Source organism: Candidatus Dactylopiibacterium carminicum (assembly GCF_014736495.1).
Taxonomy (GTDB): Bacteria; Pseudomonadota; Gammaproteobacteria; order Burkholderiales; family Rhodocyclaceae; genus Uliginosibacterium; species Uliginosibacterium carminicum.
In genome coordinates this window covers 18,864-33,658 of the sequence record NZ_MDUX01000005.1, presented here as the reverse complement: position 1 = coordinate 33,658, position 14,795 = coordinate 18,864, and the positions used below count along the sequence as shown (strand labels likewise).

Below are 14,795 nucleotides of genomic sequence, written 5' to 3'. Positions count from 1 at the left end.
TCCCCTGCCCGGGGGCGGCTCATGTTACTTGCGCAGATCCAGGGTGAACGGGAAATCCGGATTGCGCTCCTCGTCCGGCGGAGCGATCCGTCCAGGGGTGTGCCCGAAGCGGAAGAAACGCGCCAGCCGCCGGGCTTCGGCCTCGTAGGCATTCACCGGGAAGGTGGCGTAATTGCGCCCGCCCGGATGCGCCACGTGGTACTGGCAGCCCCCCAGAGAGCGCTGCATCCAGCCATCGACGAGGTCGAAGCTCAACGGTGCGTGCACGCCAATGGTGGGATGCAGGCAGGAAGGCGGCTGCCAGGCACGGTAACGCACCGCACCAACGAACTCGCTGATCTTGCCGGTGGGCTGCAGCGGCACGGCACGGCCATTGCAGGTGAGCACATGGCGCTCGTCCACCAGCCCCTGCACCTTGACCTGCAGACGTTCGACCGAAGAATCGACGAAACGTACCGTACCACCGGTCATGCCCTCCTCGCCCATCACATGCCAGGGCTCCAGCGCGAGCCGCAGCTCCACGTCGACATTCTTCGCGGCGAAATCCCCCAGCTTGGGGAATCGGAATTCGAGGTGCGGCGAGAACCAGCCGGCTTCGATGGGGTAGCCGAAATCCTGCAGTTCCTCGATCACGTCGCGGAAATCATCCTCGACGAAATGTGGCAGCATGAAGCGGTCGTGCAGTTCGGTGCCCCAGCGCTTGAGGCGGCGCGGCGCGTAGGGCTGCTGCCAGAAGCGCGACAGCAGCGCCCGCATCAGCAGTTGCTGCGCGAGACTCATCTCGGCATGCGGCGGCATCTCGAAGCCGCGCATCTCCAGTAGCCCGAGGCGGCCGGAAGCGGAATCGGGCGAGTACAGCTTGTCGATGCAGAACTCGGCGCGGTGGGTATTGCCGGTGACATCGATGAGCAGGTTACGCATCAGGCGGTCAATCATCCAGGGCGGCACGGCCCCCAGGCGCGAACCGGACCGTTCGTTCTGACGACGCATCTCCTGCAGCGCAACTTCGATCTCGTAGACCGAGTCGTTACGTGCTTCGTCGATGCGCGGGGCCTGGCTGGTCGGACCGATGAAGAGCCCGCTGAAGAGGTAGGACAGCGAGGGGTGGTTGTGCCAGTAGGCCAGCATGCTGGCAAGCAGATCCGGCCGCCGAAGGAAAGGCGAATCGGCTGGCGTAGCCCCGCCAAGCACGAAGTGGTTGCCGCCACCAGTGCCGGTGTGACGGCCATCGAGCATGAATTTCTCGGTGGATAGCCGCGTGTGGTGAGCGATGTCGTAAAGGTGCGTGGTCTGCTCGACTAGCTCGGGCCAGCTCGAGGCCGGGTGGACGTTCACCTCGATCACGCCAGGGTCGGGCGTGACGCGCAACACCTGCAGACGTGGGTCTCTGGGCGGCTCATAGCCTTCCAGCACCACGGGCAGCTGCATGGCCTCGGCCGTGGCCTCGATGGCGGCAACGACCTCCAGGTAGTCTTCCAACGCACGCGTGGGGGGCATGAAGAGATAGAGCTTGCCCTCGCGCGGCTGTGCACACATTGCGGTACGCATGATCCAGCCTGCGGATTCGAAGGCACCGGGACGGCGATCCGTCGCCGATTCGCTTCCCGCAGATTCCGGTCTCGATGCCGCGACAGAGGCGGCCCTGCCACGCACATCCTGGTGCCGCAGGGCGGCATGGGCAGGTAATGGCGCACGCTGCTGCGACGGGTCTGCCGGATGCAGCCAGGGGTAGTCGCCAGCCGAGGCCCAGGGCTGGCTGTCCAGCGGCAGACGGTAGCCCAGGGGCGAATCGCCCGGGACCAGGTAGCAGCGCTCATCGCGCAGGAACCAGGGGCCGGTCTGCCATTGCTGGCCGGCAGCATCGCGCGCGATCGGCAGTACCCAGCCGACGACCTTGTCCAGCCCCCGTGCAAACACGCGGCGCAGACGCTCGCGCTCCAGCGGGTCTTCCAGGCGTGCATCGAGGGGATCGACGTTGGCCGGCAGCTTGCGTTCGCGCCACAGGTAGTACCAGACATCCTCGAAGGCCGGGAAAGCGTATCGGGGTGCCAGCCCCAAGCGCTCGGCTACCGCACGCAGAAAGTCCCCCGCCTGCGCCTCGGAGATTCCGTAATCCTGTTTCTCGTCGGCATACAGCGCCGGATTGGCCCAGAGTGGCTCGCCATCCTTGCGCCAGAAAAGGTTCAGCGACCAGCGCGGCAACTGCTCGCCCGGATACCACTTGCCCTGGCCGAAATGCTGCAGACCCTGCGGTGCGTACTTCGCCTTGAGCTTTTCCAGCAACTCGGCGGAAAGACCACGCTTGGTAGGCCCCAGCGCCTCGGTATTCCATTCGGCGCCATCGCGGTCATCGACCGACACGAAGGTCGGCTCGCCCCCCTGGGTGAGCCGGACGTCGCAGCCCTTCAAATCGCCGTCGATACGCTCGCCGAGCCGATTGATCGCCGTCCATTGCTCCTCGGTATAAGGCCGGGTAACGCGCGGGGCCTCCCAGATGCGGTCGACGCGCATGTGATGCTCGAATGAGACCTCGCATGGCTCCAGCCCGCCCTCGATGGGCGCGGCCGACGAAGGCTCCGGCGAGCAAGCCAGCGGAATGTGACCTTCGCCGGCAAGCAGACCCGAAGTGGGATCCAGACCGATCCAGCCGGCGCCGGGCAGGTAGACCTCGCACCAGGCGTGCAGGTCGGTGAAGTCGACTTCGGTACCGGAGGGGCCATCCAGCGACTTCACATCCGGTTTCAGCTGGATCAGGTAGCCGGAGACGAAACGCGCCGCCAGCCCCAGATGACGCAACAGCTGCACCAGCAGCCAGGCCGAATCGCGGCAGGAGCCGGAAGCCTTCTGCAGTGTTTCCTCGGGCGTCTGCACGCCAGGCTCCAGCCGCACCAGATAGCGGATCTCGCGTTGCAGGCGTTGATTCAGCGCGACCAGGAAATCGATGGTGGCCGCCTGCTCGCGCGGCACCGAATCGAGCAGCGTCCGGAAGCGTGACTCGAGTGGCAGCTTGACCAGATAGGGGGCGAGTTCGGTGGCGAGCTGGGCGTTGTAGGCGAAGGGGTAGTGCATCGCCTCGGGTTCGAGAAAGAAGTCGAAGGGGTTGAGCACCGCCATTTCGACGACCAGATCGACCTCGACGCGGAATTCACGTGTCTTCTCCGGGAAGACCAGCCGCGCGAGATAGTTCGATTGGGGATCCTGCTGCCAGTTGATGAAATGCTGTTCCGGCGCCACGCGCAGCGAATAGGCAAGCACCCGTGTGCGCGAATGTGGTGCGGGCCGCAGCCGCACCACCTGCGGCCCCAGCGTCACCGGCCTGTCATAGCGATAATGGGTAACGTGGTTCAGCGCAACATGGATGGACATTATCGGTTTCCTGGCAAATGGAGACCTGAGCCACTTAGAACCTGTTCAAAGTCTGTCGCGAGAGGCTCTCAGCAGGTGAAGAGCAGCACGGAAACCGGAGTGTATGCAAATACATGAGGATGCCGAGCAGCGCAGCAAGACTATGAGCGGGTTCTTAGCAAGGAGCGTGCAACCCGCGCCTAGCCGTATCACCCGGCGGAAAACCGCCACAGCGGCACCAGTGGCGGGCATGCTCCAGCATGGGGCCAAACATCGCGCACCAGCCTGGCGCAAGGCGTCAGCCCTCCACCTGCGAGCGGTGGAACAGAGAATGGATCACGGAGATGACGATGATCGTGGCTGCCACTCCAGCCACGATCACCTCGCCCAACGCTACGCCGTACAGGCTTAGCGTCATGGCGGCCACCAGCCAGGCGATGCCGAAAAAAGCGCCATGCTCGATGAAGCGCAGTTTGGACATGGTGTTCCTGTCCACCAGATAGATCGTCATCGATCGCACGAACATCGCACCGATGCCCAGGCCTAACGCGATGAGGATGAAGTTGTTGGTGATCGCGAAAGCGCTGACCACGCCATCGAAAGAGAAACTGGCATCCAGTACTTCGAGAAACAGCAGTGAGCCCACCATCAGCCGGCCAGCGTCCGGCACGGCCTGCTTCATGCCCTCGTCCAGCTCCTCCAGCAGATCCTTGACGCCGTGCACCAGATAAAAGGAAAGCATGCCGCCGAATCCTGAAAGCAGGATCTCCCGATTCTCGGTGGGCGCCAGCAGCGCGGCCAAGAGGATCAGCGGCGTAGCAATGAGCACTTCCGCCTGCGGAAAACGGCCGATCAGGGCCGCGATGTGCTCCAGGCCGGGAATCCAGTGAATCTTCTTTCGAGGGTCGAAGAAGAAGTCAATCGCCACCATCAACAGGAAGGCCGCGCCGAAGGCCATCACCTCGTGGTGCGATTCCTCCATGTGGTACGCGTACTCATCCGGCTGGAAAAGCGCCATCCTCACGGCACTGACCGGATCGGTCCAGGCAGCCAGGCAAACGATCAGCACGGGGAACACCAGGCGCATGCCGAACACGGCGATCACCATACCCCAAGTGATGAACCAGCGGCGTGAGCGCTCGTTCATGTGCTGGAGATACTTCGCATTGACCACGGCATTGTCCAGCGACACCGCGGTTTCGAGGATGCCCAGGGTCAGGCAGCTGATGAAGTAGGCCAGCGCGGTGACGGGCCCGCCGTAGAAGGCCCCGGCAACCACGGCCAGTATCAGGCAGACGGCCGAGAACAGCAGGGAACTACCAAAGTACTTGAGCAGCATGATCGGCGGACGGATGCGTGCAGACACCTGGACGCACCTAGTCTGCCTCATCCGGACTGCGCCGGGATGACTCCTCGCGGAGAGCTGCCCGTCGGATCAGTTCGCCACGGAACCGGCAGACGCCTCGGAGGCCTGCAACCACTCGAACCAGTCGTCACCGAAGGTTTCGACGGGATGCGGCGTGCGCTCAGAGCCATTGCTGCAGGACATGTCAGTGGAGGCGCAGTACTTGTCGCAACCCCAGCAGATGCGCTCCGGATGCTTGGGATGGATGGGGAATTTCTTGGCCATTTGGATCACTCCAGCATGCAGCCGCCGGACCGGACAGCTGCTGGAAGCAGTCTAACAAAGCCACAGCAAAGCCACAGGAAAGGTCTCCAGCAACTCCCGTATCAGACAGTCAACCAAAACATCCCTGATACATGCCGCTGGATTGGCGGCGCGCTCCTGCAAGTATACAGATGGAATCTCGGGACGATCCCCGGAAACAAAAACCCCCGCACGGAGCGGGGGTTCGGTCAGTCAGGCCGGAGGAGAGGCCGGCCTTTCAGCACAGCTCAGTTCTGGTACGAGCACTTGTTGGGATTGCCCGCAGGATTGGAGCCGAAGGCTGCCACGGTACAGGCGATGCTGTTGCCCACGCCCACATACTTGGCCACCCAGCTACCCTTGCGACCGAAGGCCACCCAACCGGTCCCCTTGGTGACAGAGCAGGTGCTGCCTTCATCGGAACACTTCGAGAAACCGCTCGGATAGTTACCGGTCCCCGACAGCGTCGGTGCGCCGCTGGAGCTCGACGACGAGCTGCTGGAGGAGCTGCTGCTCGACGAGGAACTGCTGGACGAAGAACTCGAACTGCTGCTCGAGGACGAACTGCTGCTCGACGAGCTGCCGCTGCTGCCGCAGACGGAAGCCGTCAGTTGTGCGCCGTTCTTGCCCACACCGGCGTAGCTTGCCAGCTTGTCCTTCACGCACTGGGCCGTCACCGGCTCGTAGGTGTAGGACAGCGAGGGCTTGGCGGCCAGGGTGGAGGTCCAAGTGTCGGCGTTGATGCCACCCGAGCCCGGATCATCCCAGGTGATGCCGTAGGTCGCATTGCTGGCAGAACTGGTCGTGTTGTTGGCAATCAGGTGCCAGGTACCGCAACCGTTGGTATCGAACCGGCAGGTCAGCGGATTCTTGGAGTTCTCGAACCAGTTGCGTTCGACGATCGCCTTGCCGCTGGCACGCACGTTGATACCCGAGCCCGTGATCTGGTCGTACAGGTTGTTGTACATGTGGGCCACACCACCGCGCTGCAACGGCAGACGGCCGTTGACGTTGCGATAGATGTTGTGGTGATAGGTCACGGTGCGCTGGTAGTCAGTCGTGCCGCCACTCTGGGTGTGGCCCATCAGGCCCACTTTCTTGCTGTCGCGGATCACGTTGTAGGAAACCGTGATGTTCTGCGCGTCCTTCTTGATGTCGATCACGCTCTCGAAGGTCAGGTCACCGTCAGGGGAGCCGTTGCACTCGTTATTGACCGCGAACAGCTCGTTGTGATCGACCCAGATGTTGGAGCTGTTGTCGATGCGCAGCATGTCCGCATCGTTGTTGGCTCCGCCCAGCGCACCGATCTTCATGTTCTTGACGATGATGTTGGCGCTCTTGATCATCGTGATGCCGAAGTTTGCCGAGGAACCATTAGCCCCCTGGATGGTGATGCCCTTGGTGAACTCCTTGATCTGCACTTCGCGGTAGGTATCGTTCCAGTGCGCCTTGGGGCAATTGCCGGAAGAGTCGACCGTGTGATCCTTGATGATCTGGTTGATCAGCGAATCCTCGTTCCCCGTGTAGGTGATGATCACCGGGTAGGCGCCGCCGCTGACTTTCTTGCCGGTGCTCGGATCAAGAAACGCGTTGGCGATGATGGTGTTGATTTCGGTATAGGTCGAGGCCGTAAACGACTGGGCTCCCGAAATATTGCCGCCGTCGGTAGTGGCGAAACCACCGGTTTGCGCAGCTAAAGCGCTGCCACAGAGGGCCATTGCCAGCACGGCAACGGAACCCTTGAGTTGGTATTGCATGACGTTTGTCTCCATGAATCATATTGTTTTGGCTAGCCCTGCCGTCCGGATGGAACAACCGGACCCTGCCTCCGTGATGCCCCTCGTTCGAAGGACATCCGGAACACATTAGCACCCGATTGGGCAGTTTGCATCGGTAGTTCTTACAGACGGCACGAGTGTTTTTCTTACGAACTAATTGCCGCTGTAATCGCCCCGTCAGCAGGGTCTGACTGACCACGCCGGGCTGGCCGCGGAAGCCCTTGCAGGACAGGCTTCTCCGTATGATTCATGAATTTCAGAACTGTTTGACCTCGATTCCCAGAGTCAGAATGCGGTAGGCGATCTGCCGGGGCGTCATGTTCAACAAACGTGCGGCCTTGGCCTGCACCCAGCCCGCCTGCTCCAGTGCCGCGATCACGCGTGTGCGCTCGTCCAGGCTGGGATCTTCCAGATCGATGCGGCTCGCCGCGCTGCTCATCGCGCCCCCCGCCACCTCACGCTGGCGGTCGATGCGGATGAGATCGGCATCGATGTGACCGGATTCCGACATCACCGCAGCCCGCTCCAGACAGTTCTCCAGCTCCCGCACGTTGCCAGGCCAGGTGTATTGCGTGAGGCGGGTGAGCGCCGCTTCGGTGAGATTCAGCGCACGCCCCTGCATCTGGCCAATACGCACCAGCAGATGGCGCCCGATCTCGGGCACATCCTCCAGACGCTCGCGTAGCGCCGGCAACTTGATCGGCATCACGTTGAGCCGGAAATACAGGTCCTCGCGGAACTTGCCCGCATCGACCGCATCCTCCAGATCGCGGTGGGTTGCCGCGATCACGCGTACATCCACTTTCAGCGTGCGCCCGCCACCCACGCGTTCCAGCTCGCCTTCCTGCAGCACGCGCAACAGCTTGGCCTGGAAGGCCGGTGAGATTTCGCCGATCTCGTCAAGGAAGATCGTGCCGCCATCGGCCATCTCGAAGCGCCCGCGCCGCTGCGCCACGGCCCCCGTGAAGGCCCCCTTCTCATGGCCGAAGAGCTCGGATTCGAGCAGATTCTCGGGCAGCGAGGCACAGTTCAGCCGCACGTAAGGACCACGCGCGCGCGGCGAGTTGTAGTGGATGGCGTTGGCGATCAGTTCCTTGCCGGTACCGGTCTCGCCGCGGATCAGTACCGTGGTGTTCCATTTCGACACCATGCGGATCTGCTCGAAGATCTTACGCATGCCCATCGAGTGGCCGACGATGTTGTCGAAACCATGCTGCGCACGCACCGTACGCCTCAGGGTATCGCGCTCCTCGGCGATGTTCTTCTTCTCCTCGGCCACGTCCAGCGACAGCTTCACGCTCTGGCCGATGAGGTTGGCCACCATCTCGACGAAACGCGCACGCACCGGCAACAGACCGTCATCAAGCCGGTTCGGCTGCACCGCCAGCACCCCCTGCAGAGCCCCCCCTACGTGGATAGGCGCGGCCACGAAAGGCAGGCGCCGCTCATAGATGCCCAAGCGGTTGAGAAAGCGCGGCTCACTGCTGACCGCCGGCAGGGCAAGCGTCTTGCCTTCCTCCAGGATCAGGCCGAGCACGCCTTCGCCGCTCTGGTAACGCACGGGTTCAAAATCTTCGGGTTCGATCCCCTGGACCGCATTGACGACCAGTTCGCCGGATTCCGGGTCCAGCACGCTGATCATGCCGCGCGTCAGCCCGGCGGATTCTTCGAGTACGCGCAGGATTTCGTGCGGCGCCTGCTTCACGTCCAGCGCACGCGAAAGGATCACGCTCACGGAATAGAGCGTTTCCATCAGGGTGCGGTTCAGGGCGCCTTCTGCATCGAGAGCCATGGTGATTTACCTTGTTTGCTGCCATTCGGGTTGCGGAGGAAAAAACACCGGCTCAGGCCTGCCGCCTCAAGGGCAGGCTCACACGCGCCAGGCACCCTCCGCCCGGCGCCTCGAGCAACTCGATTCCTCCTCCGTGCTCCACGGCGATCTGCTGCGCCGAGGCCAGCCCGGTACCCAGATGCTGGCCACGCCCCTTCTTGGTGGTGAAGAAGGGCTCGAAGGCCCGCAAGCGCAAGGTGGTGTCCAGCCCCGGGCCACTGTCGGCCACATCGATGACGATGCTGCCGTCACTGGTGCGCGAGGTGATGGTGAGTTCGCGCTGGCGCCAGCCCTTGGTGTTCATGGCCTCGATGGCGTTGTCGACCAGCGCCTTGAGCAGGATACGCAGCCGCGTGGGCGCACCGGTGAGCATCAGCAGCACCAGTTGCGGCTGCCAGGTGACGGTCACGCCAGCGTTCAGGCAGGCATAGGCAGAGAGATCCAGCACGTCACGCACCACTTCGTTGAGATTGACCGAGGTGGAACGCTGCGGCGGCGGTGGCGGCAAGGCGGACTTGAGCGCCTCGACGGCCGCCTGCCCGGCGCGCAGGGCTTCCGTGAGCGCCGCCTGGGCAGGATCGCAGCCGCGCCGCCCCATCAGGGTGACCACCGAATCGATCACGTTCAGCGGCCCCTCGATCTGATACGCCGCCGCTGCCAGACTTTCGCGCAGGGACTGCTGGCGCACCTCTTCGGTCATCACCGCCTGCAACGCGGCCACGCGGGCCTTCTCCTGCTCCACGGTCTGGCGCGTCACATCGTTCGCCACCAGTAACAGATAGGGTTCGCTGCGGGCCTCGTAGAACGCATCGGCATCGCTGCGATCCGCCGCCACCCAGACACCGGAGCAGGCGTACCAGCGCGGCGAGTGCCACAGCGGACAGTCCAGGCGCACCTGTTGTTCGACGAAGGCATAGGCGCCCGGGCGGAAAGGCCCGAAGCCGCTGCCGAGCTGATCGCGCACGGCTTCCAGCAGCACCGGCGCAGGCTCCTGCATGCCCAGATCCGCCATCAGTGCCTTGTAGGCCTGGTTGTCCAGCGCCACGCGATCTTCCAGCGAGAGCAGCGCCATCACCAGCGGGGCGCTGTCGACCACCGATTCGATCAGCGCCTTCTGGTTGCGCACCGCGCATTCAAGGCCGTGCAGCTCGGTCACGTCTCGGTGCAGGCCAAGGAAATGGCTGATTCCGCCGGTCTCGTCGAGCACCGGAGTGACGGTCAGGTCCGCCAGATAGCGGCTACCGTCGCGCCGGCAGTTAACCAGACGGCCATGCCAGGTTTCACACGCGGTGATCTGTCGCCACATCGCCTGATAGACGTCCGGCGGCGTGGTCTTGTTGGACAGGATGGACTGGTTGCGCCCCACCGCTTCGGCGGCGCTGTAGCCCGTGGTGCGCGTGAAGGCAGGATTCACGTATTCGATCACCGCGCGGGCATCGGTGATCGAGATGGCGATATCGGCCTGTTCCACGGCGGCACGGAACAGCGAAGAGGCCAGAAGGTCGGCTGAGAGCGGCGCGACACGGGCGGATGGCTTGGTGCTGGTCATGGCGGGTTCCGTTATGCGGTCAGGGGAGATACATGCAGCAACCATGCCTCCCTGGATTCAAGCGACAAAGCCCGTTGATCTGCAACAAATGCGCTGTACCGCAATGTTGCAAGTAGCCATGGCTTTGTCGCCTTCGTGACAAGCCACGAAGGCGACAGGCCTTGCCACGACGGACGCAATGAAATGCCGTTTGCGCTTCATTTACTGAGTGTTTACAACCCGGATGGCACCGTCGGGGGGCAGACCTGTGGGCAGTTGGCACATTCCCTGCACAAAGTGGGTCAGGAGGACATGCCTGATGACTGAATACCTGGCCCTGATCGTGACCACCGCGCTGGTCAATAACGTTGTAATGGTGAAGTTCCTGGGCCTATGCCCATTCATGGGCGTTTCCAGGGATCTCGACAGCGCTGTCGGCATGGGGCTGGCCACCACCTTCGTGATCACCGTTGCCGTAGGCGCCAGCTGGCTGCTCGACTACCTGCTGCTCACCCCACTGAACCTCACTTTCCTGCGCATCCTCACCTTCATCGTGGTGATCGCAGCCACCGTGCAGTTCATCGAAGCGGTGATCAAGAAAAGCGTGCCCGCCCTCTACAAGGCCCTGGGCATCTACCTGCCGCTGATCACCACCAATTGCGCGGTGCTGGGGCTGGCCCTCCTCAACGTGCAGGAAGGCAGCAGCCTGCTCACCAGTCTGGTGAACGCCTTCGGCTCGTCGCTCGGCTTCACGCTGGCAATGGTGATGTTCGCCGGCCTGCGCGAGCGGCTGGCACTGATCCGCGTGCCGGTCGCCTTCGATGGCGTTCCCGCCAGTTTCATCCTTGCCAGTCTGCTGGCGCTGGCCTTCATGGGCTTCGCCGGCCTGAACTTCCACTGAAAGGACCGAGGAGAACGCCATGTTCATCGCGATCACCAGCCTCACCCTGCTCGGCCTGATCCTGGGAACCCTGCTCGGCATCGCCGCCCGCGTCTTCCATGTGGAGAGCGACAGCGTGACCGCCGAAATCGTAGCCATGATGCCGGGCACCAACTGCGGTCAGTGCGGCCTGGCCGGCTGCCAGGCGGCGGCCGACGCACTGATCGAGGGCACGGCCCCGGCCACCGTCTGCCCCGGGGGTGGCGCGGCACTGGCCGAGGCCATCGCTGCCAGGCTGGGTATCCCGCTCGGCGCGATGGAAGACAGCGGTCCCAAGGTAGCCACCATCAGCGAAGACATCTGCATTGGCTGCAGCAAGTGCGCCAAGGCCTGTGCGACCGACGCCATCTTGGGCGCAGCCAAACAGATCCACGGCGTACTGGACGAGGCCTGCACCGGTTGTGGAGGCTGTCTGGACCTGTGCCCCACCGGGGCCATTGCGCTGCAACCACAGGCCCAGACGCTGCAGAACTGGAACTGGGCGCATCCGCTCGCCGCCTGACCGGAGATCGACATGGGCATCCTGGACAAATTCCTGAAGACCAGTTGGGGCGTGCATCCGCACGAGGATCACAAGCGCCCGGCAGCCGACGTCCCGTTGCGCGGGCTTCCCCTGCCCAAGCGCCTGGCCGTGCCGCTGCTGCAGCACGTGGGCGCACCGGCCAAGCCGCTGGTGGCGGTAGGCGACCAGGTGCTGCGCGGGCAGTTGATCGCCGCTGCACAGGGCAACGTCTCCGCGCCGATCCATGCACCCAGCTCGGGCGTGGTGAGCGCCATCGGCCCGGTCACCGCGCCACATCCATCCGGCCTGGATTTCGACGCCATCACGATCGATCTGGATGGCGAGGACCGCGCCGTCGAATTCACGGCCGTGGAAGATCCGCTGATGCTGGCGCCCGAGGAAGTCACCCGCCGCATTGCCGAAGCCGGCATCGTCGGCCTCGGCGGCGCCACCTTCCCTTCTGCGCCCAAGGCACAGCTGGGGCGCAAACATGCGGTACGCACGCTGGTGATCAACGGTGGCGAGTGCGAGCCCTATCTCTCCAGCGATGACTGCGTGATGCGCAGCAACTCCAACGAGGTGGTGGATGGCGTGCGCATCCTGCTGCATGCCACGGGTGCCAGCGAAGCCCTGATCGGCATCGAGGACAACAAGCCCGAAGCCATCGCCGCGATGCGGGCGGCTGCCACAGGTATTCAGCAAATCCGCGTCTGCCCTGTACCGGCACGCTACCCGATGGGCTCCGACCGGCAGTTGGTACAAGTGCTCACCGGGCTCGAAGTACCTGCCGGCGCACGCACTGCAAGCATCGGCGTGCTGGTCAACAACGTCAGCACCTGCGCCGCTATCCATCGCGCGCTGCGCCTGGGCGAGCCCCTGATACACCGCATCGTCACCATCAACGGCGGGGCCGTGGCCCGGCCCGGCAACGTGCGGGTGCCAGTGGGCACGCTGGTGGAAGATCTGCTCGCCTTCGTCGGCCTCAAGGAAACACCCGCGCGCCTGGTGATGGGCGGCCCGACGATGGGCGCAGCCCTGCCGCATGGCGCGGTGCCGACCGTGAAGGGGTGCGGCGGCATCCTCGCGCTCACTGCCGCCGAGATCGCCAAGCCGGAGCCCTCGCCCTGCGTGCGCTGCGGCAGCTGCGCACGCGCCTGCCCGATGGGCCTGCTGCCGATGGAAATCGCCGCACGCGTGGCAGCGCGGGATTATGACGGCGCGGAAAAGCTGCAGCTCGACGATTGCCTCTCCTGCGGCTGCTGCGCCTACGTCTGCCCCTCCAACCTGCCCTTGGTTCACGCCTTCTCGCATGCCAAGGGCGAGATCTGGAAACGCGCGCAGCAGAAGAAACGCAACGAATTCACCAAGCAGCTGGCGCAGGCACGCATCGAGCGTCAGGCGCGCGAAGCGCGCGAACGCGCCGAAGCCGCCGCCCGGCGCAAGGCCGAACGCGCCGCCCAGCTGGCCGCCGAAAAGGCCGCTGCCGCAAGACCTCAGGAAACAGGCGCCTGAGCGCCAGCAGATCACAAGGAGTCCGCATGAACACCCCCTTGAGCGCCACCCTCACACGCGTCGCCGCCTCTCCCCATGCCGTCGGGCAGGACAGCGTCAGCAGCATCATGCTCAAGGTGATCGCCGCGCTGACCCCCGCCACCCTGTGCGGCTTCTGGTTCTTCGGTTTGCCGGCCGTCCTGCTGTGGGTGCTGACCTGCGCCAGCGCACTGGCCGGCGAGGCGATCTGCCTGCGCCTGATGGGCAAGCCCATCCTCGCCACGCTGCGCGATGGCTCGGCGCTGCTCACCGGCTGGCTGCTGGCGATGTCGCTGCCGCCCTGGGCACCCTGGTGGCTGGGCGTGCTGGGAGGCCTGTTCGCCACCATGATCGCCAAGCAACTGTTCGGCGGTCTGGGCTGCAACCTCTTCAACCCTGCCATGGTGGCCCGTGTGGCACTGCTGGTCTCTTTCCCGGTGCTGATGACGGCCTGGGCTTCGCCCGAAGCCGAACCCGGCCTGCGCGAAGGCCTCGGCATCACCTTCGGCGCGCCGGTGCCGGATGCCTATACCAGTGCCACCTTGCTCGGTCACGCCAAGACCGAGCTGGCGCGCGGCGCCGATCTGTTCCAGGCCTTCAGCCAGGGGCTGCCCACCAGCTGGCAGGGCGAGCGCCCCGGCAGCCTGGGCGAGACCGCCGTACTGCTGCTCGCCCTCGGCGGCATCGCGCTGATCCTGATGGGCGTGATCAGCTGGCACATCCCGCTGGCGATGCTGCTCGCCCTCGCCATTCCGGCGGCCATCGGCCATGCGCTCAATCCCGCGCGCTACCTGGACCCGACGACGCACCTGCTCTCGGGCGCCGCTGTGCTGGGCGCCTTCTTCATCGCCACGGACTACGTCACCTCGCCCGCCTCGCGCGCCGGCCAGTTGCTGTTCGGCGCCGGCTGCGGCTTCCTCACCTGGGTGATCCGCAGTTACGGCGGCTATCCCGAGGGCGTGGCCTTCGCCGTGCTGCTGATGAACGCGCTGACACCCGCCATCGACCGCTTCATCCAGCCGCGCATCTATGGCCGCGACTGGCGCGGCAACCCCCGCCTGCAGAAAAAGGACTGAGCATCATGCAGCTTGCACTCCTGCGCGAACGGATTCCCTACCAGGCCGGCACACTGGCCGCCTGCCTGCTGATTACCAGCGCCGCGCTGGTGTTCTCCAACCAGCTCACGGCGCCCGCGATCGAGCGCGCCGCACGGGCCGACCTGCAATCCTCGCTGACCCAGGTGCTACCCGAGGGCATGGTGGATAACGACATGCTGCGCGATGCCCGCCAGATCCTGACGGAGAACGGCGCGTCGGTCACCGTATATCGCGGCAGCAAGGCCGGCCAATACGCGGCGGCCGTGTTCGAATCCAGCGCCATCGGCTATGCCGGTGAAATACGTGTGCTGATCGGCGTGGACGCCGGCGGCACGGTGATGGGGGTGCGCGTCCTCAAGCACGCCGAGACCCCCGGCCTGGGTGACAAGATCGAGATCGCCAAGGCCGGCTGGATCCGCGGCTTCGAGCACAAATCGCTACAGAACCTGGCACCCGAGCGCTGGGCGGTGAAGAAGGACGGCGGCATCTTCGATCAGTTCGCCGGCGCCACCATCACGCCGCACGCAGTGGTCAAGGCCGTCAAGCTGGGGCTGGATTTCTATGCCGCCCATGCCAACGAGATCGCAGGAGAATGA

11 protein-coding genes are annotated in these 14,795 nt (G+C 64.3%); 5 read left to right on the top strand and 6 right to left on the bottom strand.

Annotated features, from left to right (window positions below; all coding sequences use genetic code 11):
- Positions 1 to 24 precede the first annotated feature (24 nt).
- From BGI27_RS02540 to nifL, 6 genes are all read right to left on the bottom strand, one after another.
- Entirely contained in the window at positions 25 to 3,366 is a 3,342-nt protein-coding gene (locus BGI27_RS02540) for a transglutaminase family protein (protein ID WP_095523349.1), read from the bottom strand.
- Positions 3,367 to 3,643: 277 nt separating this feature from the next.
- Positions 3,644 to 4,711, bottom strand: coding sequence for a DUF475 domain-containing protein (locus tag BGI27_RS02535; protein WP_170942878.1), 1,068 nt, complete (start codon positions 4,709 to 4,711; stop codon positions 3,644 to 3,646).
- 69 nt (positions 4,712 to 4,780) lie between these two features.
- A complete protein-coding gene (locus BGI27_RS02530; RefSeq protein ID WP_095523347.1) occupies positions 4,781 to 4,975 on the bottom strand; it encodes a DUF3079 domain-containing protein in 195 nt (64 codons plus the stop codon).
- Between the two features lie 266 nt (positions 4,976 to 5,241).
- Entirely contained in the window at positions 5,242 to 6,750 is a 1,509-nt protein-coding gene (locus tag BGI27_RS02525; protein WP_095523346.1) for a pectate lyase family protein, read from the bottom strand.
- A gap of 277 nt (positions 6,751 to 7,027) precedes the next feature.
- The gene (gene nifA, locus BGI27_RS02520; protein WP_095523345.1) at positions 7,028 to 8,563 is read right to left on the bottom strand and encodes a nif-specific transcriptional activator NifA; all 1,536 of its coding nucleotides are present in this window, start codon (positions 8,561 to 8,563) and stop codon (positions 7,028 to 7,030) included.
- Positions 8,564 to 8,615: 52 nt separating this feature from the next.
- A complete protein-coding gene (nifL, locus tag BGI27_RS02515; protein WP_095523344.1) occupies positions 8,616 to 10,151 on the bottom strand; it encodes a nitrogen fixation negative regulator NifL in 1,536 nt (511 codons plus the stop codon).
- Positions 10,152 to 10,449: 298 nt separating this feature from the next.
- Here nifL and rsxA point away from each other — a divergent pair, with 298 nt between their 5' ends.
- Genes rsxA through rsxG form a run of 5 tightly spaced genes read left to right on the top strand, consistent with a single transcriptional unit; the run spans position 10,450 to position 14,795 of the window.
- Entirely contained in the window at positions 10,450 to 11,031 is a 582-nt protein-coding gene (rsxA, locus tag BGI27_RS02510) for an electron transport complex subunit RsxA (RefSeq protein ID WP_095523343.1), read from the top strand.
- A 19-nt stretch (positions 11,032 to 11,050) separates the two neighbouring features.
- Positions 11,051 to 11,572: an RnfABCDGE type electron transport complex subunit B gene (locus BGI27_RS02505; RefSeq protein WP_095523342.1), complete on the top strand. Its 522-nt coding sequence runs from the start codon at positions 11,051 to 11,053 to the stop codon at positions 11,570 to 11,572.
- Positions 11,573 to 11,584: 12 nt separating this feature from the next.
- A complete protein-coding gene (gene rsxC, locus BGI27_RS02500; protein WP_095523341.1) occupies positions 11,585 to 13,084 on the top strand; it encodes an electron transport complex subunit RsxC in 1,500 nt (499 codons plus the stop codon).
- Positions 13,085 to 13,110: 26 nt separating this feature from the next.
- Positions 13,111 to 14,178, top strand: coding sequence for an RnfABCDGE type electron transport complex subunit D (locus tag BGI27_RS02495; RefSeq protein WP_095523340.1), 1,068 nt, complete (start codon positions 13,111 to 13,113; stop codon positions 14,176 to 14,178).
- 5 nt (positions 14,179 to 14,183) lie between these two features.
- On the top strand, positions 14,184 to 14,795 hold the full coding sequence (gene rsxG, locus BGI27_RS02490) for an electron transport complex subunit RsxG (RefSeq protein WP_095523339.1): 612 nt from the start codon (positions 14,184 to 14,186) through the stop codon (positions 14,793 to 14,795).

Excerpts from the sequence above, each read along its gene's own strand:
- BGI27_RS02540 (WP_095523349.1), bottom strand. The coding sequence starts at position 3,366 with ATGTCCATCCATGTTGCGCTGAACCACGTTACCCATTATCGCTATGAC.
- BGI27_RS02530 (WP_095523347.1), bottom strand. The coding sequence starts at position 4,975 with ATGGCCAAGAAATTCCCCATCCATCCCAAGCATCCGGAGCGCATCTGC.
- BGI27_RS02525 (WP_095523346.1), bottom strand. The coding sequence starts at position 6,750 with ATGCAATACCAACTCAAGGGTTCCGTTGCCGTGCTGGCAATGGCCCTC.
- nifA (WP_095523345.1), bottom strand. The coding sequence starts at position 8,563 with ATGGCTCTCGATGCAGAAGGCGCCCTGAACCGCACCCTGATGGAAACG.
- nifL (WP_095523344.1), bottom strand. The coding sequence starts at position 10,151 with ATGACCAGCACCAAGCCATCCGCCCGTGTCGCGCCGCTCTCAGCCGAC.
- rsxA (WP_095523343.1), top strand. The coding sequence starts at position 10,450 with ATGACTGAATACCTGGCCCTGATCGTGACCACCGCGCTGGTCAATAAC.
- BGI27_RS02505 (WP_095523342.1), top strand. The coding sequence starts at position 11,051 with ATGTTCATCGCGATCACCAGCCTCACCCTGCTCGGCCTGATCCTGGGA.
- rsxC (WP_095523341.1), top strand. The coding sequence starts at position 11,585 with ATGGGCATCCTGGACAAATTCCTGAAGACCAGTTGGGGCGTGCATCCG.
- BGI27_RS02495 (WP_095523340.1), top strand. The coding sequence starts at position 13,111 with ATGAACACCCCCTTGAGCGCCACCCTCACACGCGTCGCCGCCTCTCCC.
- rsxG (WP_095523339.1), top strand. The coding sequence starts at position 14,184 with ATGCAGCTTGCACTCCTGCGCGAACGGATTCCCTACCAGGCCGGCACA.